Origin of the sequence: Duganella sp. FT27W, from assembly GCF_009295655.1 — a bacterium.
Classification (GTDB): Bacteria; Pseudomonadota; Gammaproteobacteria; order Burkholderiales; family Burkholderiaceae_D; genus Rugamonas; species Rugamonas zoogloeoides.
This window is the reverse complement of sequence record NZ_WHIV01000002.1, coordinates 836,084-856,454: the sequence shown is the minus strand read 5'-3', so window position 1 is coordinate 856,454 and position 20,371 is coordinate 836,084. Positions and strand designations below refer to the sequence as shown.

At 63.0% G+C, this 20,371-nt stretch carries 21 protein-coding genes and 1 tRNA gene; 6 read left to right on the top strand and 16 right to left on the bottom strand.

The features are described 5' to 3' along the window. Positions 1–62: 62 nt before the first annotated feature. Genes cysT through F8197_RS09985 form a run of 4 tightly spaced genes read left to right on the top strand, consistent with a single transcriptional unit; the run spans position 63 to position 3,844 of the window. Positions 63–935: a sulfate ABC transporter permease subunit CysT gene (cysT, locus tag F8197_RS10000; protein WP_056140870.1), complete on the top strand. Its 873-nt coding sequence runs from the start codon at positions 63–65 to the stop codon at positions 933–935. Next, a complete protein-coding gene (gene cysW, locus F8197_RS09995; protein WP_152881702.1) occupies positions 935–1,825 on the top strand; it encodes a sulfate ABC transporter permease subunit CysW in 891 nt (296 codons plus the stop codon). The genes cysT and cysW overlap by 1 nt, the downstream gene beginning before the upstream one ends. A 1-nt stretch (position 1,826) precedes the next feature. Continuing rightward, positions 1,827–2,918, top strand: coding sequence for a sulfate/molybdate ABC transporter ATP-binding protein (locus F8197_RS09990; RefSeq protein ID WP_056140866.1), 1,092 nt, complete (start codon positions 1,827–1,829; stop codon positions 2,916–2,918). Continuing rightward, positions 2,915–3,844, top strand: coding sequence for a CysB family HTH-type transcriptional regulator (locus F8197_RS09985; RefSeq protein ID WP_019922902.1), 930 nt, complete (start codon positions 2,915–2,917; stop codon positions 3,842–3,844). The genes F8197_RS09990 and F8197_RS09985 overlap by 4 nt, the downstream gene beginning before the upstream one ends. 28 nt (positions 3,845–3,872) lie before the next feature. Here the strand turns inward: F8197_RS09985 and F8197_RS09980 are convergent, their stop codons facing one another. The 5 genes from F8197_RS09980 to F8197_RS09960 form a co-directional block, all read right to left on the bottom strand. Then, positions 3,873–4,919, bottom strand: a complete 1,047-nt coding sequence (locus F8197_RS09980) for an aldo/keto reductase (protein WP_152881701.1) — start codon at positions 4,917–4,919, stop codon at positions 3,873–3,875. 10 nt (positions 4,920–4,929) lie between these two features. After that, on the bottom strand, positions 4,930–5,970 hold the full coding sequence (locus F8197_RS09975; RefSeq protein WP_152881700.1) for a quinone-dependent dihydroorotate dehydrogenase: 1,041 nt from the start codon (positions 5,968–5,970) through the stop codon (positions 4,930–4,932). 34 nt (positions 5,971–6,004) lie between these two features. Then, positions 6,005–6,733: an arginyltransferase gene (locus F8197_RS09970; RefSeq protein WP_152881699.1), complete on the bottom strand. Its 729-nt coding sequence runs from the start codon at positions 6,731–6,733 to the stop codon at positions 6,005–6,007. Between the two features lie 106 nt (positions 6,734–6,839). Then, positions 6,840–7,574 carry a leucyl/phenylalanyl-tRNA--protein transferase gene (gene aat / locus F8197_RS09965; protein ID WP_373996830.1) on the bottom strand — a complete coding sequence of 245 codons (735 nt, stop codon included), beginning with the start codon at positions 7,572–7,574 and terminating at the stop codon, positions 6,840–6,842. Then, positions 7,571–8,158, bottom strand: a complete 588-nt coding sequence (locus F8197_RS09960; RefSeq protein WP_152881698.1) for an NUDIX hydrolase — start codon at positions 8,156–8,158, stop codon at positions 7,571–7,573. The genes aat and F8197_RS09960 overlap by 4 nt, the downstream gene beginning before the upstream one ends. Positions 8,159–8,331: 173 nt before the next feature. On the opposite strand from F8197_RS09960, the gene F8197_RS09955 reads away from it, so the two are divergent. Next, positions 8,332–8,408: transfer RNA gene (locus F8197_RS09955), tRNA-Met, on the top strand. Positions 8,409–8,458: 50 nt separating this feature from the next. Here the strand turns inward: F8197_RS09955 and F8197_RS09950 are convergent. From F8197_RS09950 to F8197_RS09935, 4 genes are all read right to left on the bottom strand, one after another. Continuing rightward, positions 8,459–9,208, bottom strand: coding sequence for a Fic family protein (locus tag F8197_RS09950; RefSeq protein ID WP_152881697.1), 750 nt, complete (start codon positions 9,206–9,208; stop codon positions 8,459–8,461). A 70-nt stretch (positions 9,209–9,278) separates the two neighbouring features. Next, on the bottom strand, positions 9,279–10,223 hold the full coding sequence (locus F8197_RS09945; RefSeq protein ID WP_152881696.1) for a DNA-3-methyladenine glycosylase 2: 945 nt from the start codon (positions 10,221–10,223) through the stop codon (positions 9,279–9,281). Beyond that, the gene (locus tag F8197_RS09940) at positions 10,223–11,119 is read right to left on the bottom strand and encodes a DMT family transporter (RefSeq protein ID WP_152881695.1); all 897 of its coding nucleotides are present in this window, start codon (positions 11,117–11,119) and stop codon (positions 10,223–10,225) included. The genes F8197_RS09945 and F8197_RS09940 overlap by 1 nt, the downstream gene beginning before the upstream one ends. Before the next feature lie 128 nt (positions 11,120–11,247). Continuing rightward, positions 11,248–12,270: an XdhC family protein gene (locus F8197_RS09935; protein ID WP_019922894.1), complete on the bottom strand. Its 1,023-nt coding sequence runs from the start codon at positions 12,268–12,270 to the stop codon at positions 11,248–11,250. Positions 12,271–12,312: 42 nt separating this feature from the next. Here F8197_RS09935 and F8197_RS28565 point away from each other — a divergent pair, with 42 nt between their 5' ends. Continuing rightward, a complete protein-coding gene (locus F8197_RS28565) occupies positions 12,313–12,468 on the top strand; it encodes a hypothetical protein (RefSeq protein ID WP_193333385.1) in 156 nt (51 codons plus the stop codon). A 3-nt stretch (positions 12,469–12,471) separates the two neighbouring features. On the opposite strand, the gene F8197_RS09930 is transcribed toward F8197_RS28565, so the two are convergent. The 7 genes from F8197_RS09930 to F8197_RS09900 all read right to left on the bottom strand — a co-directional run bounded on the left by F8197_RS09930 (position 12,472) and on the right by F8197_RS09900 (position 20,200). After that, a complete protein-coding gene (locus tag F8197_RS09930) occupies positions 12,472–12,882 on the bottom strand; it encodes a surface-adhesin E family protein (RefSeq protein WP_056140844.1) in 411 nt (136 codons plus the stop codon). Between the two features lie 9 nt (positions 12,883–12,891). Then, positions 12,892–13,989, bottom strand: coding sequence for a M48 family metallopeptidase (locus tag F8197_RS09925; protein WP_152881694.1), 1,098 nt, complete (start codon positions 13,987–13,989; stop codon positions 12,892–12,894). Between the two features lie 18 nt (positions 13,990–14,007). Further along, on the bottom strand, positions 14,008–14,457 hold the full coding sequence (dut, locus tag F8197_RS09920) for a dUTP diphosphatase (RefSeq protein WP_056140838.1): 450 nt from the start codon (positions 14,455–14,457) through the stop codon (positions 14,008–14,010). Position 14,458: 1 nt separating this feature from the next. Next, complete coding sequence (coaBC, locus tag F8197_RS09915; protein WP_152881693.1) at positions 14,459–15,682, bottom strand: bifunctional phosphopantothenoylcysteine decarboxylase/phosphopantothenate--cysteine ligase CoaBC; 1,224 nt, start codon at positions 15,680–15,682, stop codon at positions 14,459–14,461. A gap of 13 nt (positions 15,683–15,695) precedes the next feature. Then, on the bottom strand, positions 15,696–16,199 hold the full coding sequence (lspA, locus tag F8197_RS09910) for a signal peptidase II (RefSeq protein ID WP_152881692.1): 504 nt from the start codon (positions 16,197–16,199) through the stop codon (positions 15,696–15,698). A gap of 71 nt (positions 16,200–16,270) precedes the next feature. Continuing rightward, positions 16,271–19,153 carry an isoleucine--tRNA ligase gene (gene ileS / locus F8197_RS09905; RefSeq protein ID WP_152881691.1) on the bottom strand — a complete coding sequence of 961 codons (2,883 nt, stop codon included), beginning with the start codon at positions 19,151–19,153 and terminating at the stop codon, positions 16,271–16,273. Between the two features lie 63 nt (positions 19,154–19,216). Next, complete coding sequence (locus F8197_RS09900) at positions 19,217–20,200, bottom strand: bifunctional riboflavin kinase/FAD synthetase (RefSeq protein WP_056140826.1); 984 nt, start codon at positions 20,198–20,200, stop codon at positions 19,217–19,219. Positions 20,201–20,371: the final 171 nt, after the last annotated feature.

Genomic DNA, 20,371 nt, shown 5'->3' with positions numbered 1-20,371 from the left:
AGAATGAAGCACAAGTGAGACTATGCAGCCCTTATAGAAGTTTATGTAATAAGGGAGCGTACATGTCAGCAGTCTTAGCAGCGCCCGCCACGGCACCCGTTGCCGCACGGGGCGCGCCTTTCCGCGTGATGCCCGGTTTCCGGCTCTCGCTCGGGTTCACCATCTTTTACCTGGCGTTGATCGTCCTGATCCCGCTGTCGGCGATTTTCCTCAAGACCTTTACCATGACCTGGGAAGGCTTTATTGCGGCTGTCACATCCGACCGCGTGATGGCCTCATATCGCCTGACATTTGGCGCCTCGCTGATCGGCGCGTTTATCAACGTCATCTTTGGCGGTATCGTGGCCTGGGTGCTGGTGCGCTACGAATTTCCTGGCAAGCGCATCGTCGATGCGCTGGTGGACTTGCCGTTCGCGCTGCCCACCGCCGTGGCCGGTATCACCCTGACCGCGCTGTACTCGGCCAATGGCTGGTTCGGCCAGTTCATCGAAGGCGTGCTGGGCATCAAGGTGGCGTTTACGCCGCTGGGCGTGGTGGTGGCGCTGACCTTTATCGGTTTGCCGTTCGTGGTACGCACCGTGCAACCTGTGTTGGAAGACGCCGAACGCGAACTGGAAGAGGCCGCTGCCAGCCTGGGCGCCAATGCGTTCCAGACCTTCAGCCGCGTGGTGTTCCCGACGATTTTGCCATCGCTCATGACCGGTTTCGCGCTGGCGTTTGCGCGCGCCACCGGCGAGTTCGGTTCGGTGATTTTCATCGCCGGCAATATGCCGATGGTGTCGGAAATCACGCCGCTGTTCATCATCACCAAGCTCGAGCAGTACGACTACGCCGGCGCCACCGCGATTGCGGTGGTGATGCTGGTGGTGTCGTTCCTCATGCTGTTGGGTATCAATCTCTTGCAAGCCTGGGCTCGCGGAAAGTCGGGTAAATAATGAGCGGTGTTAATACTCCTGCGCGTCGCGGCGAACTGCCGTCGGCCCCGCAAACCCTCGAGCCGCGCTGGGTGCGCAATGTGCTGATCGCTGTCGCGCTGCTGTTCCTGACCGTGTTCCTGTTCGTGCCGCTGGTTGCCGTGTTTGCCGAAGCGTTCCGCAAGGGCTGGGAAGCGTACGTGGCCGCCATCGTCGAGGAAGACGCGATCTCGGCCATCAAACTGACCTTGATCACGGCCGCGATTGCCGTGCCGCTGAACCTGGTGTTCGGTATCGCTGCCTCGTGGTGTATCGCCAAGTTCGAGTTCCGTGGCAAGAGCTTTTTGCTCACGCTGATCGACTTGCCCTTCTCGGTGTCGCCGGTGATTTCGGGCCTGATTTACGTGCTGCTGTTCGGCGCCCAGGGCTGGTTCGGCGAGTGGCTGTACAAGCACGACATCAAGATCCTGTTCGCGGTGCCGGGCATTGTGCTGGCCACCATTTTCGTGACGTTCCCGTTCGTGGCGCGCGAGTTGATTCCGCTGATGCAGGCGCAAGGCAGCGAGGAAGAAGAAGCGGCCATCGTCTTGGGCGCCTCGGGCTGGAATACTTTCCGCCGCGTGACGCTGCCCAACATCAAGTGGGGCCTGCTGTACGGCGTGATCTTGTGTAATGCCCGCGCGATGGGCGAGTTCGGCGCGGTGTCGGTGGTGTCCGGCCACATCCGTGGCGAGACCAACACCATGCCGCTGCAAGTGGAAATTCTCTACAACGAATACAACTTTGCCGCAGCCTTTGCCGTGGCGTCCCTGCTGGCCTTGCTGGCCCTGGTGACGCTGGCCCTGAAATCCTTTATCTCCTGGCGCCTGAACGAATCGCGCGTCGAAGATGCCCGTATCAAGGAGCAGTAACATGACGATCGAAGTTAAAAACATCAACAAGCGTTTCGGCGATTTCGTCGCCCTCAACAATGTCTCGCTCGACTTCCCGCAGGGCGAACTGACCGCGCTGCTGGGACCGTCCGGCTGCGGCAAGACCACCTTGTTGCGCATCATCGCCGGCCTCGAGCATCCCGATTCGGGCCAGGTGCTGCTGGACAACGACGACGCCTCGCATCGCCACGTGCGCGAGCGCCAGGTGGGCTTCGTGTTCCAGCACTATGCGCTGTTCAAGCACATGACCGTGTTCGAGAACGTTGCCTTCGGCCTGCGTGTCAAACCGCGCGCCGAGCGGCCGTCCGAAGACCAGATCCGCCGTAAAGTAAAAGACTTGCTGGAACTGGTGCAACTGGACTGGCTGGCCGACCGCTATCCGCCGCAACTGTCGGGCGGCCAACGCCAGCGTATCGCCCTGGCGCGCGCGCTGGCGGTGGAACCGCGCGTGCTGCTGCTCGACGAGCCGTTCGGTGCGCTCGACGCCAAGGTGCGCAAGGAACTGCGCCGCTGGCTGCGCCGCCTGCACGACGACCTGCACGTGACCAGTATTTTCGTCACCCACGACCAGGAAGAAGCGCTGGAAGTGGCCGACCAGGTCGTGCTGATGAACAAGGGTAACGTCGAGCAGATCGGCGCGCCGGATCAGGTGTACAACCATCCCGCGTCGCCGTTCGTGTACGGCTTCCTCGGCAATGTGAACATGTTCCATGGCCGCGTGCAGGACGGCATCCTGGCCAGCGGCGACGCCAGCTTCCAGGTGCCGGGCCAGCAAAATGGCGAAGGCAAGAACGGCAAGGGTACGGCATATGTGCGGCCGCACGACCTGGAAATCGACCGCTACACGCCGGGCGCCGAAGGCATCGTGGTCAAGCTGCGCCGCGCGCACGCGATCGGCCCGTTGGCCCAGCTCGATCTCGAACGCGGCGACACGTCCGAGCTGATCGAGGCGGTGATGTCGAATGAACGTTTCACCAATTTGCAGCTCAAAGAGGGCGAGACCCTGGTCGTGCGGCCGAAGCGGCTGCATGTGTTTGTCGATAATGGAGCACAACCCGGAGCGCCGTTATGAACTTCCAGCAATTGCGCTCGATCCGCGAAGCGGCCCGGCGCGGCTACAACCTGACCGAAGTGGCCAACGCGCTGTTCACTTCGCAACCGGGCGTGAGCCGCCAGATCCGCGAGCTCGAGGACGAGTTGGGCGTGGTGATTTTCGAACGCAACGGCAAGCGCCTGACTGGCATGACGGAGCCGGGCAAGGGCATCCTGAAAATCATCGACCGCCTGCTGATCGAGGCCGAGAACCTGCAGCAGGCCAGCCTCGAATACACGGGCCAGCAAAGCGGCACCCTGAGCGTGGCAGCTACCCACACCCAGGCGCGCTATGCGCTGCCGAAAGTGGTGCAGGGCTTCCGCGCCGCGTACCCGGACGTGCGCATCGCCTTGCAGCAGAGCGCACCCGAGCACATCGCCGAATGGATTTTGTCGGGCAAGACCGATATCGGCATCGCCACCGAGGGCCTGTCGCAGTTCCCGGACCTGGTATCGTTCCCGTGCTATCGCTGGAGCCACATCATCGTGGTGCCGGACGGCCACCCGCTGCTGTCGCGCAGCCCGATCCGGCTCGAAGACCTGGCCGAATTCCCGCTGATTACGTATGACGTGGGCTTTACCGGCCGTGGCCATATCGACGCGGCCTTCAACCAGGCCGGCCTCAAGCCCGACATCATGTTGACGGCGATGGATTCGGACGTGATCAAGCAGTACGTATCGCTGGGGCTGGGGGTGGGCATCGTGGCGTCGATGGCGTTCGACCACGGCCGCGACAAGGGCATGCGCGCGGTGGAGGCATCGCACCTGTTCGCCTCGAACACGACGCGCCTCGCGGTGCGTCGTGGCGCCTACCTGCGCTCATATGCGTACGACTTCATCCTGCAATTTGCGCCGGATTTGAAGCGCTCCGATATCGAGACCGCGTTGAATGGTGGCGGCGACTAGCCACCACCGGTAGTGCTTACTGCGGTGATTACTGGCCGGGGTTGGTGATGCAGGCGTGAATCGCATTCACCGCCTCGACCACCTCCGGCGACAGTTTTACTTCAAACGCATCGATGTTTTCCTTCAACTGCGCCAGCGTGGTTGCGCCGATGATGGTCGAGGCCACGAACCAGCGCGAGTAGCACCATGCCAGTGCCAGCTGCGTCGGCGTCATGCCGTTATCGCGCGCGAGTTTGGTGTACTGCGCCACCGCCTCCAGCACCGATGGCCGCAGGTAGCGCGGGCTCCAGCTTGGCGGGAAGATGGTCAGGCGGCCGTGCGCCTTCGGATCGTCGTGGTACTTGCCCGTCAACTGGCCGAACGCCAGCGGGCTGTAGGCCAGCAATCCCACGTTTTCACGGAAGCAGGTCTCGTCCAGCAGGCTGGTTTCGTAATGGCGCGCGGTGAGGTTGTACAGGTTCTGGATGCTGGCGATGCGCGGTAAGCCCTTCAGTTCGGCCTGCTTGATGAACTCGCTCACGCCCCAGCTCGATTCGTTCGACACGCCGATCGCGCCAATTTTTCCCTCTTTAATCAAATCGCCCAATGCCGCCAGCGTGTCTTCGATGGCCACGCAGTCGCGCTCGTTTTCGGGATTGAACACGGTGCTGCCGAAGATCGGCGTGTTGCGGCTGGGCCAGTGCAATTGGTATAAATCGATATGCTCGGTTTGCAGCCGCTGCAAGCTGGTCTCGACCGCTGCGCGCAGGCTGGCCGCGTCCAGGTTCTGCTTGCCGTCGCGTACCCAGGTCAGGTTGGGATTGGGGCCGGCGGCCTTGGTGGCCAGCACAACCTTATCGCGCAAGCCGCTTTTCTTGAGCCAGGTGCCGATGTAGCGCTCGGTGGAGCCTTGCGTTTCGGCGCGCGGCATCACCGGGTACATCTCGGCGGTGTCGATGAAATTGATGCCGCGCTCGAAGGCGTAGTCGAGCTGGCTGTGCGCCTCGGCTTCGGTATTCTGCTCGCCGAAGGTCATGGTGCCGAGGCAGATTTTCGAGACGTTCAGGCCGCTCGCGCCCAGTGCTGTTTTTTCCATGTGATGTCCTTTATTTGCCACGCACGGCGTCGGCGCAGTCGCGCACCAGGGCCGGTCCGGCGTAAATCAAGCCGCTGTAGAGTTGTACCAGTTGCGCGCCGCAGTCCATTTTCACTTTGGCATCGGCGCCGCGCATGATGCCGCCCACGCCGATGATCGGCAGCGCGTCGCCCAGTTCCGCCTTGAGCAGCTTGATGACGGTGTTCGACAGCGCGAACACGGGCGCGCCCGACAGGCCGCCGGCTTCGGCGCCATGGCGCATGCCGGTCACCGCGTCGCGGCTCAGGGTGGTGTTGGTGGCGATTACGCCGTCGATGCGGTGGCGTACCAGCGCGTCGGCAATGTTCTTGACCTGGTCGCCATCCATGTCCGGTGCGATTTTCAGGGCCAGCGGCACGTAGCGCTTGTGCTGGTCGGCCAGGCGCAGCTGCGCCTCTTTCAAGGTGCCGAGCAGGCCGTCGAGCTCGGAGCCGCCTTGCAGCTGGCGCAGGTTCTTGGTGTTCGGCGACGAGATGTTGACGGTGACATAGCTGGCGTACGGATAGACTTTTTCCAGGCAATGCAGGTAGTCGTCGGTGGCGCGTTCGATCGGCGTATCGGCGTTCTTGCCGATATTAAGGCCCAGTACGCCGGCCTTGTCCTGGTAAAAGCGCGACGACTGCACATTGGCCACGAAGGCATCGACGCCGCCGTTATTAAACCCCATGCGGTTGATGATGCCGTGCGCTTCTGGCAGGCGGAACATGCGCGGCTTGGGATTGCCGGCCTGCGCACGCGGCGTGACGGTGCCCACTTCGATCGAGCCGAAACCGAGGTCGGCCAGCGCGTCGATATAGGCGCCGTCCTTGTCGAGGCCGGCCGCCAGGCCCACCGGGTTCTTGAACGTGATGCCCATCACCGTGCGCGGGTCGGCCGCCGGTTGCTTGACCAGTTTGGTCAGGCCGAGGGCGGCAGCGCGCTTGAGCGCGGGCAGGGTGGTGTGGTGGGCTTGCTCGGCGTCCATGGAGAACAGCAGCGGACGGGCCAGGGAGTACAGGAAGTTTTGGGACATGAGGGCGCTCTGGATGTTGTTCGCCCGTATTTTATCAGTCGCCCAGTACACTCCACACGCCTTTGATGCGCGCTTCCAGCGGTTTGAAGTTGGTTTTATAGGACATCTTCTGGCTTTCCTTGATCCAATAGCCAAGATATACGTAAGGCAGCTTCAATTCGCGCGCCTGCGAGATTTGCCAAAGGATGTTGAACGTGCCATACGACGCGCCTTCCACGTCGGGATCGAAAAACGTGTACACCGACGACAGGCCATCGGACAGCACGTCGATGATGCTGACCATGCGCAGCACGCCGCCTGGCTCGCGGAACTCCACCAGCCGCGTGTTGACCCGGCTTTGCAGCAGGAACTGGGCATACTGGTCGCGGCTGTCCTGGTCCATGCCGCCGCCGGCATGGCGTTTGCTCTGGTAGCGCAGGTACAAATCGTAGTGCTCGTCGGAGAAGGACAGCGTGGCCACGCCCGGTATCAGGTCGCCATGGCGTGCCCACGCACGGCGCTGGCCTCGGCTGGACAGGAATTGATCGACCACCACCCGCACCGGGATGCAGGCCTGGCAACCGTCGCAATACGGGCGGTAAGTAAAGATGCCGCTGCGCCGGAAGCCGTTCTTGACCAGTTCCGAATACACATCGGCATTGATCAAGTGCGACGGGGTGGCGACTTGCGAGCGTGCCTGCCGCCCGTCGAGATACGAGCACGGGTAGGGCGCGGTGGTATAAAACTGCAGCGTCGCAAAAGGCAGTTCGTTCAGGTGCGTCATGCCGGTCCTAGTTCGGTGCCCCATACTTGGTGTATGACCGGGCGGTTGTTCTTTTGACCAATAATAGCGTTAATCAAGGAACCGTGTCGCAGGATTTTGCTCCAGCTTAACTGCGCTGGGCCAGCGGCGCAATCGGTTCCCAGTCCTTGATTTGAGGTAAGCCAATATTGTTGCGCAAGTGTATTAAAAAGCGCTCACGCGGAATCGGTGCGGCGCCCAGCGAGGCCAGGTGGTTAGTTTCCTGCTGGCAATCAATCATCTGGACGCCATGGTGTTGCAAGAACCGCACCAGGTAAGCCAGGGCGATCTTGGAGCCGTCCGTCACGCGGGCAAACATCGATTCGCCGTAGAACATGCGCCCGATGGAAACGCCGTACGCGCCCCCCACTAATTCGCCATCGAGCCATACCTCGGCGCAGTGCGCATAGCCCAGTCGGTGCAAGCCCGTGTAGCCGGCAATGATGTCTTCCGAAATCCAGGTGCCGGGACCGTCGCGGCGCGGTGCGGCGCACGCGCGCATGACCTCCTCGAATGCACTATCGAAGCGCACCTGCCACCGTCCGCCGTCCGGGTTGGTGCGTTCGCGCTCCACTTTGCGCAAGGTCTTGCGCAGGCTGTCGCTGACGCGGAACTGGTCGGTCATCAAGACCATGCGCGGATCGGTGCTCCACCACAGGATGGGCTGGCCTTCCGAAAACCACGGGAAGATGCCGTGCTGGTAAGCCGTCACCAACCGCTGCGGCGACAGGTCGGCGCCGGCGGCCAGCAGCCCCGGCGCCTCGCGGGTGAGCGCGGTCGAGACATCGGGGAAGGGGGTGTTAGTGTCGAGCCAGGGGATCACGTGGCATCGTCCGAACGCATGGCCCGGTGGATATCGTGTTCATGGAAACCGTAGTCGTCCCGGGAACCCGCTTCGCGCATGCGGGCGCGTTCGGCAAAGAACAGTTCGAGCGTGGCGCGGATGGTGGGGAAGGCCAGGTCGTCCCACGGAATCTCCGCCTCGCTGAACAATTGCACGTCCAGGCTTTCGATGCCGGGCGCAAAATCGAGGTCGAGCAGGGTGGCCAGGTAAAACATGTGTACCTGCTGCACGCGTACCACGTTCAACATCGAAAACAGCTTGCCGAGTTCGATGTTGGCGCCGGCTTCCTCCTCGGTTTCGCGGATCGCCGCCTGGGCCGTGGTTTCGCCGTTTTCCATGAAACCGGCAGGCAGGGTCCAGTAACCATGGCGCGGTTCGATCGCGCGCTTGCATAACAGCACCTTGAGTTCGCCGTCGCGCTCCCAGACCGGCATCGAGCCCAGCACCATTTTCGGATTCTGATAGTGGATCGTGCCGCAGTTGGTGCAGACAAAACGGGGGCGGTTATCGCCAGCGGGGATCGTCAGGGTGACGGCGGCGGCGCATTCGGAACAATATTTCATAGGCAGATGCTGACTGGTCGGGATGGTTTGTTCATTTGCCTACTTTACACCGATTGCGGCGCGCGGACATGCCCGTTGAAAGGGGCTCTGCGGATTTATTCGGTCTATCGGCAATCATTTCGGGATTAATATTGCCTAATCCCCTGAACTGCCCTATAATACATCCATACAGACGCGGGGTGGAGCAGTCTGGCAGCTCGTCGGGCTCATAACCCGAAGGTCACAGGTTCAAATCCTGTCCCCGCAACCAGATACTAAAGCCGCTGATTTCGAAAGAGATCAGCGGCTTTTTCATTGGTTCTACATGCGTTCCGGGTTCACACCAAGTACGTGCCAGTACGGCGCAAATCCTTCCCTCACACATTCTTTTACCAGTTCGATAAACGGCGCCAGGTCGCCCTCTGCGTGGGCGGTGTCCAGTGTTTCGTAGTACGCCAAACGACGCGTCACCGGCAGCACAATGGCCGGATAGCCGGCTTTGAGCAGCTCCAGGTTGAGCAACAACCGCGCCGTGCGGCCATTGCCATCGACGAACGGGTGAATTTTGACGAACTCGACATGCAGCCTGGCGGCACGGACGATCGGATGCACGGCCGCTGCCTCGGTGTCATACCAGTGCATGAGTGCCGACATCTGCCCAGGCACCAGCAGCATATCCGGCGGCACGTGGCGCGCACCGGCAATCGTGACGTTCAGCTTTCGATAGGTGCCCGCGTTTTCGTCATCAATGTGCTTGAGCACCAGGCGATGCAGATTGCGTATCTGCCATTCGCTCAATGGCTCGGCCTTCCGCACGATGTCCTCCACGTACAGGATGGCGTCGCGATGGTTGATGGCCTCGAAGTGTTCGCGCAGGAGCTTGCCCCCGACAGTAATGCCCTCGAGAACCACCTTGGTTTCCATCAGCGTCAGTGTATTGCCCTCGATGGCATTGGAATTGTAGGTCCAGTGCAGGACCAGCGCTTCATGCAGATTGCGCAATGCCGCCACAGGTAATGGCCGCAAAGAATCGAGCTTCGCTTTCAGGGCATCGAGTTCGTCAAGGTTCATACGACTTTCCTCATGAGTTCCAGCAGGTGCCGTGCGGTTTGGTGACTTTACGTCAGACATAAACAATTTGCTAGTCGCTGGCGCGCGGATGCAAGCTGGCCCACAGGTGCGCCGCCGCCATGGTCCGGTGCGGGGCATAACGCGCCAGCAGTTGTTCGGTGCGTGCCATGGCGGGCTTGGTGTCTTCGCCGAGCAGCGCCTGCAGGGCGGCGCGGATGGCGACGTCGCCGTGCAGCGAGCAGTCGGCATGGCCGTAGCCGCGCAGCAGGCCGTAGTTGACGGTCCACGGGCCGATACCTTTGATCGCCAGCAGCGCAGCTGAAATCTGTTCGATGCTGTTGGTGGGCGAAAGCTCGAGATCGAGCGCGCCGCTTTGCACCAGTTGCGCCAGCCGCAATAACGTCTCTGCTTTGGCGCGCGAAAATTTGCGGGCCAGCAGGGTGTCGAGTTCAAGCGCGGCCACGTCGGCGGGTCCCGGATAACACCACAAGCCGCTGCTGTGCCGACGCCCGGCCAGTTCGATCAGGGTGCGACGCAGTGTGATGGCGAACGACAGGTTGATCTGCTGGCCGATCACGGCCCAGGTCAGCGCCTCGAACACGGTGGCCGACTGCACGATCAGCAGACCCGGTTGCGCGCGTACTAGGGAGCCCAGCAGCGGATCGTCGGCAGCAAAGGCGCAGAACGGCGCCGGGTCGATGCGCAGGCCGAGGATGTTGAGTGCGGCGTCATGCGCTTGCCCTTCCAGGCGGCGGCGCGCGGCGGCGGACAGCTTGCCGTCGGCGTGTACCGTGCAGACCGCTTGGCCAGGCGCGCTGGCGCCGGCCGATGGATCAACGAGGCCTTCAAACGATACGTCCAGCAGCACCGGCACACCACTGAGCATCACGCCCTTGCGCAAGCGGTTCCCTTCAACCTGCTCAGCCACTGCTTCGGTATCGCGGCGGTGAAAGGCCAGCACGTCGTGCAGGCGATAGCCGGGCGCCAGCTCGAACGTGAAGGCGAAGCTGGCCATCAGGCGCGGGCCTTGCGCAGCGCGCCGAAATTCGGGCGGAAGCCCGTCACCAGTGCGGTGCCCACGACCACAATGCCGGCGCCGGCGACCGTGTACCAATGGATCGTTTCGTCGACGAACAGCACGCCCCACAGGATGCCGAACAGGGGACTGAGGAACGTCACGGTCAGCGCCGACGACGGCCCCACATCCTGGATCAGGCGAAAGTAGATCAGGTAGGCCACGCCGCTGCACAGCACCCCCAGCGCGATCACCGCGCCCATCACGCCGATGGTGGGCGTGGCCGGCGCCGGGAAGAACGGTACCACCGGCAGCACCAGCAGCACCGAGGCCCACATCGAACCGTGGGCGTTGGCGAACGGCTCCACGCCTTTTGCGCTGGCCGCGCTGCGGGTGTAATTACTGGCCACGCCATACATGAACGAGGCGCACAGCACGGCCACGATGGCGATGCCGGCGCCGGGCTTGGACGTCACATGATCGAAGCCGACCAGCAACGCCACGCCGCACGCTCCTAACAGCAGGCCGATCGCCACCTTGGGCGTGATCGGGTGGCGCGACCACACCGCCGCGATCAAGGTACCCCACAGCGGCGTGCTGGCATTGAGCACCGCCATCAGCGATACCGACAGCGTGCGCGCGGCAAACGCGAACAAGAGAAACGGCAGCGCGGAATTGACCAGGCCCAGGATCAGGTAGTGCTTCCAGTGCTGGCGCAGGGCCAGCGGCTTTTTCAGCACCAGCGCCATCACGGCCAGGAACAGCGCGGCAAACAGCACACGGTATTCGATCAGCACCGGCGCACCGAGCACGGGCGCGGCGATGCGCATGAAGAGGAAAGAGCCGCCCCAGATGGCGGCGAGGAAGATCAGGCGGAGGAGGTTGGCTGTGCTCATGGTGCCATTGTCCCGCAGCACGCAGGGGAATACCAGCCGGTTCTTGCTTTTATCCTGCACTGCTCTGCGCGGTGGCCGAACCCGGAAGGGACCCGGCGTCCCCGCCCGCCCCCCTTTGGGCTGTCAGGCTAAACGGCGCCGGTCTCCACCACGCACACATCGGCACCCGGCGCCGTCGGTGCCGCCGCGTGGGGCACCAGCATCCCGGTCGGCACGCCGTTCTTGGTCGCGGTCAGCTCGGCCAGGATCGAGATGGCGATTTCCGAAGGCGTCTTGCTGCCGATGTAGAGGCCGATTGGCCCGTGCAGCCGTGCCAGCTGTGCTGGCGTCAGGTCGAATTGCAGCAGCCGTTCGCGGCGCTTGCTGTTGTTCAGGCGCGAGCCGATCGCGCCGACATAAAACGCGTCGGACTTCAGGGCTTCCATCAGCGCCAGGTCGTCGAGCTTGGGATCGTGGGTGAGCGCGACCACCGCGCTGCGATGGTCGAGCCGCATGGCGGTGACCGTATCGTCGGGCATGTCGTGCACCAGCTGCACGCCGTCCACGTGCCAGCCGGCGCGGTATTCCTCGCGCGGGTCGCACACGATCACGTGGTAATCCATGGCCGTGGCAATCTGCGCCAGGAAGCGCGACAGCTGGCCGGCGCCGATGATCAGCAACCGCCAGCGCGGACCGTGCAGCGTGACCATGGCGCGATCGCTGACCTGCATCTGCGCGCCGGGCGGCGCCACCGACAGTTCCACCGCACCGGTGTGCAGGTCGAGCCGACGCTGCACCAGTTCGTGGCGTTCGAGCCGTTCAAGCAGCTCGGCGATGCGGCTGTGCTGTGCCAGCGGTTCGATCGCCAGTTCGATGGTGCCGCCGCAGGGAAGGCCGAAACGGTGCGCTTCGTCGGCAGTGATGCCGTAGCTGACGATTTCGGGCGCCGTGCGGCTGATGCCGTGGTCGCGCACGCGCGCAATCAGGTCGTCTTCGATACAGCCGCCCGAGACCGAGCCGATCACGGTGCCATCGTCGCAGATGGCCAGGGTGGCACCGATCGGACGCGGGCTGCTGCCCCAGGTCTTGATGACGGTGATGAGTTCGCAGCGGCGCCCGGAGGCGATCCACGCTGCGCTGGTTTTGAGTACTTCGAGATCGATGCTGTCCATGGTTGGAATATACTATGCCTCTCCGAACCGTGCAGGCACGCCATGACCGAACCGAATCATTACGAAGACGACAGTGACGATGAAGACGGTCCGAAGTTCGGCCGCCTGCTGCTGGTGCTGGTGGGCGTGGTGCTGCTGTGCGGCGCGCTGACCTGGCTGATGGCCACCGTGTTTCCGGACTTTCCGAATTTCAGCTAAGCGTTATGGCTTGCAGACGATGGCGAGTGCATTGTCGTACGGGCTGTCGGGCACGATATCTTCCGCCGTGAATTTTTCGTACTTGTAGGTCTCCAGCGCCTCGCCCTTGCCCATGGCTTCCGGGTAAAACACCTGCGAGAGCAGGATGGTGGTGCGGTCCTCGCACGAATACAGGTGCAGCGCCTTCACCGATTTGTACGGCTTGCCCTCGGGCGAATTCTGCGCGCGCGCGAACGAGTGCAGCGACCACACCTTGCGTGTCTTGTCCTTCTTGATCACGCTGGCACGGTCGATGTAATAGACATTGCCGGCGCCGCCCGAGGCGCCGCCCACCTTGGCCCATTGCGCGGCCTGGGCGCCGCCCGCTGCCGCAAACAACAGGCACACCACGACCGACAGGGCGGACTTGTTCATCGATGACTCCTACGGCACCAGCGGTTTGTTGGAAGACTGCTTGCTGCGGATTTCGGCGACGGTCTTGTCGATCACCGACAGGCGATAGTTCACCGAAGGGTGATTGGCGGTGTAGCCGTTGAGGACCGTGGCCGGATACTGCGTGGTCAGGCGCTGCCAGAAGGCGCGGGCGCCGGCCGTGCTGTAGCCGGCGCGTGCCACCATGTAGAGCGACAGGCGGTCGGCGGCGCCATCGAGCTCCTGCGGCATCGGCTTCACGCCCGCGCTGCCGATCAGCATGGAGGTGTCGGGACGAATGGTGACCAGGTTGTCGATGATGCTGGCCACCGTGTAGGCCGAACGCGTGGTGGCGGCATGGCCGAGGATGTTGTGGGCCATGTCCTTGGCCAGCACATAGGCAATCGCTTCGTCGGTTTGGGCGAAATTGACCATGCCGCGCGTGATCAGCACGCGCTGGCCGTCGGCATAGGCGTTGATGTTGTCGACATTGCCGATGTCGATTTTAAAGGCGCAGGCGCGCGTGACGGGCACCTTGAGCGGAACGTTGACGTTCTTGCGCTCGACCATCAGGTTCAGGGTTTTGTTGCTGGACGCGAGCGGACCGAGGATGCCGGCCGCCTGCGTTTCGGCATTGGCGCCGCGCGGCAGTTCCTTGCCTTCGGCCGCCAGCAGGATGTCGCCCTGTTTCAGGCCGGCCTTGGCGGCGCCGCTGCCGGCGAGTACGCTGGCTACTTCCAGGCGGTCGCCGTAGTTGAGCACTGCGGTGGCGGCATCGACGTATTCGCCCGAGTACGAGTAGCGGTTCTTGGCGGTAAAGCCCAGCAGGTTGCGCGCCTGCGAGCGGCACAGGTCGGCGTTATTGATCAGGAGCGGGGCGGCAATGCGGTACAGGCGGTCTTGCAGCGCCACCATCTGACCCAGCTCTTCGCGAGCCGCCGCCATCTTGGCGGTGACCACCGGCTGGTCCTGGTTGATGGTGCGGACCACGGCCGGCTCGGACGCGCCATCAGTGGGGCGCACCGTGTAGGTGGTGCAGGCGGTGAGCAGGCTGGCTGCCGCGACCAGGGACAATGAAGCGAGTTTTGTCGAAGTGTGCTGTCGAACCATCCTGAAGTCTCCTGCTGTTTATTGTACGCCCGTGCTGCCGAAGCCTCCGACGCCACGTTCGCTGCTGTCAAATTCTTCCACCACGTTGAAGCCCACTTGCAGCACCGGCACGATAATCAGTTGCGCCAGCCGTTCCATCGGGTTCAGGGTGAATGCGCTATGGCCGCGATTCCAGGTCGAAATCATCAGTTGGCCCTGGTAATCGGAGTCGATCAAGCCTACCAGATTCCCGAGCACGATGCCGTTCTTGTGTCCCATGCCGCTGCGCGGCAGGATCATGGCGGCGTAGCCGGGATTGGCCACGTGGATCGCCAGCCCGGTAGGAATCAGGACGGTCTGGCCGGCTTCGATCACCATGGGCGCGTCGATGCAGGCACGCAGGTCGAGACCGGCGGAACCCGGAGTGGCGTAGGCCGGCAACTGGTCTTTCATGCGCGGGTCGAGGATTTTGACGTCGATAGTATTCATGTTATTTGTCGAAGAGCGAATGCTGGGTGATGCGTTTGGAAATTTCGGAAATCAATTGGCGCGCCAGCGTGAGCTTGTCGGCGCGCGGCAGGATGGTGTGGCCGTTTTCGTCGAACAGGATGATGGTGTTGTCGTCCTGGCCGAAGGTGTGGTGGCCGATATTACCGACCAGGAGTGGAATACCCTTTTTCTCGCGCTTGTCGGCGCCGAACTGGATCAGGTTTTCCGACTCGGCGGCAAAGCCCACGCAATACGGATGGCCGGCCAGCGACGTGCGCGCGGCCACCGTGGCCAGGATGTCCGGGTTCTGCTCGAATTTCAGGTCGGGCACCGAGCCGTCCGGATTCTTTTTCAGTTTCTGTTCGCTGGCATTCGAGATGCGCCAGTCGGCCACCGCCGCCACCGCGATGAAGATGTGCTGGTGATCGACGTTGGCCAGCACCGCGTCGTGCATCTGCATCGCGCTTTGCACGTTGATGCGCTGGACGCCGAACGGCGCCGGCAGCGCCGTGGGGCCCGATACCAGCACCACTTCGGCGCCGGCTTCGCGCGCCGCGCGCGCCACCGCGTAACCCATCTTGCCCGACGACAGATTGGTGATGCCGCGCACCGGGTCGATGGCTTCGAAAGTCGGTCCGGCCGTGATCAGGATGCGTTTACCGGCCAGCACTTTCGGCTGGAACGATGCGATCAATTCTTCCAGCAGTTGCGCCGGTTCGAGCATGCGGCCCATGCCCACTTCGCCGCAGGCCTGGTCGCCGGCGGCCGGGCCGAAGATGACGATGCCGTCGTCTTCGAGCTGGCGGGCGTTGCGGCCGGTGGCGGGGTTCTGCCACATTTCCACGTTCATGGCCGGCGCGATCAAAAGCGGTACGTGGCGCGGGCGCGCCAGGCACATGGTGGAGAGCAGGTCGTCGCACACGCCGTGCGCCAGCTTGGCCATGAAGTCGGCCGAGCAGGGCGCGATCATGATCGCGTCCGCGTGGCGGGTGACGTCGATGTGGGCCATGTTGTTGTCCACGCGCGGGTCCCACTGGCTCGAATACACCTTGTTACCGGACAGCGCCTGCATGGTCACGGCCGTGATGAAGTGTTCGGCGGCGTCGGTCATCACCACCTGCACCGAGGCGCCGGCGCGGGTCAGCGCGCGGCACAATTCCGCCGACTTGTAGCATGCCACGCCGCCGGACAGGCCCAGCACGATTTTCTTGCCGCTCAATTCCATGATGCTCTCCGCTTTATTTGTTTACCCGGCGCAGCTCATCGAGGATGAACAGCGCGGCGCCGACGCAGATCGCCGTATCGGCGACATTGAACGCCGGGAAGTGGCCCAGGCCCTCCCAGTGGAAATCGAGGAAGTCCACGACATGGCCGTACACCACGCGGTCGATCACGTTGCCGAGCGCGCCGCCGAGCACCAGCGTCAGCGCCCACGAGAACATGCGCTGGCCGCCGTGCTTTTTCAGCAGGTAGATGATGTAGGCTGCCGCCGCCAGGCCGATCGCGGTAAAGAAATGGCGCTGCCAGCCGCCGGCGTCGTGCAGGAAGCTGAACGCGGCGCCCTTGTTATATGCCAGCACCAGGTTGAAGAACGACGTGATGAATTTCTCTTCACCGAGCACGAAGGTGCGGGTGATGGTGATCTTGGTCAGCTGGTCGATCAGGATGATGATGAAGGCGATGCCCAGCCACGGCGTCAGGCTGGCCGAGGATTTGGAAGAGATGATTTTTTTGGTGGCCATAAATAGTCAGTTGGATCGTTTCACCTGCGCTCCCGCCACCGGGCGGTGGGCAGGAGCGCAGGGCCTTCATCTTAAGCGAACTTGCGCTGTTCGCCCGCACCGAACAGGTTGCTGTAGCAGCGGCCGCACAGGGTAGGGTGGTCGGCGTGGGCGCCCACGTCGGCGCGGTAGTGCCAGCAGCGCTCGCACTTTTCCGCCGTCGATGCGGCGACTGCCACCACTTCTTCCGCTTCGGTCGATACTTCAGCCACCTGGGCGGCCGACGTGATGAACACGAACTTCAAATCGTCGTCCAGGCTGGCCAGCAGCTTGTACTTGTCGCCCGACGCCTTGATCGACAGTTCCGCCTGCAGCGACGAGCCGATTGCGCCCGACGTGCGCAGGTCTTCGAGCTGCTTGGTGACGTCCGCGCGCACCGTGCGCAGTGCCGTGTACTTGGCCAGCAAAGCGCCGGCGTCGGCCTGCTGCGGCAGTTGCCACCAGGTTTGCGTGAAGATGGTCTCGTCGCTGGCAGCGTATGCTTCCTCGCCGGCGAAGATGGCCCAGGCTTCTTCCGCCGTGAACGACAGCGCCGGGGCCATTACGCGCAGCAGGCTTTGCGTGATGTGCCATAGCGCGGTCTGCGCCGAGCGGCGTGCCGGCGAATCGACGGCCGACGTGTACAGGCGGTCCTTGAGGATGTCGAGGTAGAAGCCGCCCAGGTCTTCCGAGCAGTAGTTCTGCAGCTTCGAGTACACGGGCTGGAATTCGTAGCGGGCGTAGTGCTGGGCGATCTCTTCCTGCAGCGCGGCCATGTTGGCGATCGCATAGCGGTCGATTTCCAGCATCTGCTCCAGCGGTACCGCGTGCTGCGCCTGGTTGAAGTCGGACGTATTGGCGAGCAGGAAGCGCAGCGTATTGCGGATGCGACGGTATGCTTCGGTCACGCGTTTGAGGATCTCGTCGGAGATCGACAGCTCACCGGTATAGTCGGTGGAGGCGATCCACAGGCGCAGGATGTCGGCGCCCAGGGTGTCGGAGATCTTTTGCGGCGCCAGCGTGTTACCGAGCGACTTCGACATTTTCTTGCCTTCGCCATCGACCGTGAAGCCGTGGGTCAGCAGCGCCTTGTACGGCGGTTTGCCATCCAGCATGGACGCGGTCAGCAGGGACGAGTGGAACCAGCCGCGGTGCTGGTCCGAGCCTTCCAGGTACAGGTCGGCCGGGAAGGCCAGTTGTTCCTTGTGCGAACCGCGCAGCACGGTCTGGTGGGTGACGCCGGAATCGAACCACACGTCCAGCGTGTCCTTGTTCTTTTCGTAGCTGGCCGCCTCATCGCCGATCAGGTCTTTCAGGTCGAGCGCCAGCCAGGCGTCGATGCCGCCCTGTTCGATGCGCTGGGCGACCTGCTCCAGCAGCTCGGCGGTGCGCGGATGCAGCGCGCCGGTTTCCTTGTGCACGATGAAGGCCATCGGCACGCCCCACTGGCGCTGGCGCGACAGGGTCCAGTCGGGACGGTTGGCGATCATGCCGTGCAGGCGGGCCTGGCCCCAGTCGGGGAAGAATTCGGTTTGCTCGATGCCGGCCAGCGCGGTCTCGCGCAGGGTGGCGCCGCCGTCGGCAGGCGTGACGTCCATGCCCGCAAACCACTGCGACGTGGCGCGGTAGATGATCGGGGTTTTATGGCGCCAGCAGTGCATATAGCTGTGGGCGAACATCTTGAGTTCGAACAGCGCGCCGGCGTCGCGCAGCGCGTCGCAGATCGGCTTCGAGGCTTCCCAGATGGTCAGGCCACCGAACAGCGGCAGCGTGGACGCGAATTTGCCGTCGCCCATCACGGGCGTCAAGATCTGCTCGTCCTTCAGGCCATGCTTGCGGCACGAGATAAAGTCGTCGAGGCCATAGGCGGGCGCCGAGTGCACCACGCCGGTGCCGCTCTCGGTGGTGACGTAGTCGGCCAGGTATACGGGCGACAGGCGGTCGTAGAACGGATCGGCGGCGTGCAGCGGATGGCGGAAGCTGATGTTTTCCAGCGCCGCACCCAGGGTGGTGGCAATCGTGGTGCCTTCGAGCTTGAAGCGCGCCAGCGACGATTCCACCAGGTCCTGCGCCAGGATCAAGAGCAGCGGCTGGCCGTCACGCTCGGCCTGCACCAGCGCGTAGGTCACTTCCGGGTTGACGTTCAATGCCTGGTTGGACGGGATGGTCCACGGGGTGGTGGTCCAGATGACGATGAAGCCGTTTTCGGTCGGCAGCTGCGGCAGGTTGAAGGCCGCTGCCAGCGCGTCGAACTGGGCGAACTTGAAGCCGACGTCGATGGCCGGATCGCGCTTTTCCTGGTATTCCACTTCCGCCTCGGCCAGCGCCGACTGGCAGTCGAAGCACCAGTTCACCGGTTTCAGGCCGCGGTAGACATAACCCTTTTCCAACAGCTTGCCGAGCGCGCGCAGTTCGTCCGCCTCGTTCGAGTAGTTCATGGTGAGATATGGATTCTGCCATTCGCCCAGCACGCCCAGGCGGATGAAGTCCTTGCGCTGGCGGTCCACCTGCTCGAGCGCGTAGGCGCGGGCCTTGGTCAGCACTTCAGCGGTCGGCAGGTTTTTGCCGTACAGCTTTTCGATCTGGATTTCGATCGGCATGCCGTGGCAGTCCCAGCCCGGCACGTACGGCGCGTCGAAACCGGCCAGCGAGCGCGATTTGATCACCATGTCCTTGAGGATCTTGTTGACCGCATGGCCCAGGTGGATGTCGCCGTTGGCGTACGGCGGACCGTCGTGCAGGATGAACTTCGGCCGGCCTGCGGCGGCTTTGCGCACGCGCTCGTAGATCTTCTTGTCCTGCCATTGCTGCACCCACGTCGGCTCGCGCTTGGCCATGTCGCCGCGCATCGGGAACGGGGTTTCGGTCATGTTGACCGGGTATTTGCTCTCTGGCTTCTTGCTGTTTTTAGGGTTGTCGGATTTTGGATTGGACATGGGATTTCTTCAATAAGATTTCGGGGAATTCGGGGTAGCCGGCGCGCGTAGCTGGTCGCGCGCTCAAATTCGGTCGGTGGCCGAAGTTGCACCATTTTTGGCGCCATGACGCTGCGCGAAGTACGCGCGGGCGATGTCGGCATCGCGGTCGATGGCGGCAGTGAGCGTGGGCAGGTCGACGTATTTTTCTTCGTCGCGGATCTTTTGCAGGAATTCCACCCGCACCTGCTTGCCGTAGCAATTCTGCGCGAAGTCGAAGATATGCACTTCCAGCAGCACGCGGCCGCTGTCGTCCACGGTGGGGCGCACGCCGAGGCTGGCCACGGCCGGCAGCGGCTGGTCTGCCAGGCCATGCACCTGGACGATGAAGATGCCCATCAGGGCGGGGCGGTGCGGCACCCGCAGATTCAAAGTCGGGAAGCCCAGCGTGCGGCCCAGCTTCTGACCATGGATCACGTGGCCGGACATGGCGTACGGGTGGCCCAGCAGCGCCTCGGCGCGAATAAAATCGCCTTCGGCCAGCGCGGTGCGCACGGCCGACGACGAGATGCGGGTGGAGCCGTTCATCACGGTAGGCAGGGTTTCGACGTGGAAGCCGTAACGCTCGCCGGCTTCCTGCAGCATCTGCACATTGCCGGCGCGGCGCGCGCCGTAGCAAAAGTCGTCGCCGACCATCAGCCACTTGACGTGCAAGCCTTCGACCAGCACTTTTTCGGTAAATTCCTGCGGGGTTAGGGCGGCAAACGAGGACGAAAAATGTTCGACGATCACGCGGTCGATGCCGTTGTCGGACAGCGATTGCAGCTTGTCGCGCAGGTTGGCGATGCGCGCCGGTGCGCGCGACAGGTCGCCCGATTTTTGCGCGAAGAATTCGCGCGGGTGCGGCTCGAACGTCATCACGGCCGCTTCGAGCCCGAGATCGCCGGCAGCTTCGCGCACGCGGGCCAGCAACGCCTGGTGGCCCAGGTGGACACCGTCGAAATTGCCGATCGTGAGCGCACACGGCGCACGCGATGCCGCGTTGGGAAGACCTCGAAATACCTTCATGGGATTGTGCTGGAAACTAACGCTAAATGAAAGATTATACGTGAGCGGGGGAGAGGGTGGAAAAGATGAAAAAAAAGCGCTGTTTGCCGGAGCAAACAGCGCTTTTTTGTATGTAAAGGAACCTCTAAAACCGTAGCGAGCGGCTGGATATCGTCTTGAGTAGCGCAAGCG

Bases quoted from the DNA above. Each gene is read 5' to 3' on its own strand.
- F8197_RS09925 (WP_152881694.1), bottom strand. From the start codon at position 13,989: ATGGTTCGACAGCACACTTCGACAAAACTCGCTTCATTGTCCCTGGTC.
- F8197_RS09960 (WP_152881698.1), bottom strand. From the start codon at position 8,158: ATGAAATATTGTTCCGAATGCGCCGCCGCCGTCACCCTGACGATCCCC.
- dut (WP_056140838.1), bottom strand. From the start codon at position 14,457: ATGAATACTATCGACGTCAAAATCCTCGACCCGCGCATGAAAGACCAG.
- coaBC (WP_152881693.1), bottom strand. From the start codon at position 15,682: ATGGAATTGAGCGGCAAGAAAATCGTGCTGGGCCTGTCCGGCGGCGTG.
- F8197_RS09935 (WP_019922894.1), bottom strand. From the start codon at position 12,270: ATGGACAGCATCGATCTCGAAGTACTCAAAACCAGCGCAGCGTGGATC.
- F8197_RS09985 (WP_019922902.1), top strand. From the start codon at position 2,915: ATGAACTTCCAGCAATTGCGCTCGATCCGCGAAGCGGCCCGGCGCGGC.
- F8197_RS09990 (WP_056140866.1), top strand. From the start codon at position 1,827: ATGACGATCGAAGTTAAAAACATCAACAAGCGTTTCGGCGATTTCGTC.
- F8197_RS09980 (WP_152881701.1), bottom strand. From the start codon at position 4,919: ATGGAAAAAACAGCACTGGGCGCGAGCGGCCTGAACGTCTCGAAAATC.
- F8197_RS09900 (WP_056140826.1), bottom strand. From the start codon at position 20,200: ATGAAGGTATTTCGAGGTCTTCCCAACGCGGCATCGCGTGCGCCGTGT.
- F8197_RS09950 (WP_152881697.1), bottom strand. From the start codon at position 9,208: ATGAACCTTGACGAACTCGATGCCCTGAAAGCGAAGCTCGATTCTTTG.
- F8197_RS09970 (WP_152881699.1), bottom strand. From the start codon at position 6,733: ATGACGCACCTGAACGAACTGCCTTTTGCGACGCTGCAGTTTTATACC.
- lspA (WP_152881692.1), bottom strand. From the start codon at position 16,199: ATGGCCACCAAAAAAATCATCTCTTCCAAATCCTCGGCCAGCCTGACG.
- F8197_RS09930 (WP_056140844.1), bottom strand. From the start codon at position 12,882: ATGAACAAGTCCGCCCTGTCGGTCGTGGTGTGCCTGTTGTTTGCGGCA.
- ileS (WP_152881691.1), bottom strand. From the start codon at position 19,153: ATGTCCAATCCAAAATCCGACAACCCTAAAAACAGCAAGAAGCCAGAG.
- cysW (WP_152881702.1), top strand. From the start codon at position 935: ATGAGCGGTGTTAATACTCCTGCGCGTCGCGGCGAACTGCCGTCGGCC.
- F8197_RS09940 (WP_152881695.1), bottom strand. From the start codon at position 11,119: ATGAGCACAGCCAACCTCCTCCGCCTGATCTTCCTCGCCGCCATCTGG.
- cysT (WP_056140870.1), top strand. From the start codon at position 63: ATGTCAGCAGTCTTAGCAGCGCCCGCCACGGCACCCGTTGCCGCACGG.
- F8197_RS09975 (WP_152881700.1), bottom strand. From the start codon at position 5,970: ATGTCCCAAAACTTCCTGTACTCCCTGGCCCGTCCGCTGCTGTTCTCC.
- F8197_RS28565 (WP_193333385.1), top strand. From the start codon at position 12,313: ATGACCGAACCGAATCATTACGAAGACGACAGTGACGATGAAGACGGT.
- F8197_RS09945 (WP_152881696.1), bottom strand. From the start codon at position 10,223: ATGGCCAGCTTCGCCTTCACGTTCGAGCTGGCGCCCGGCTATCGCCTG.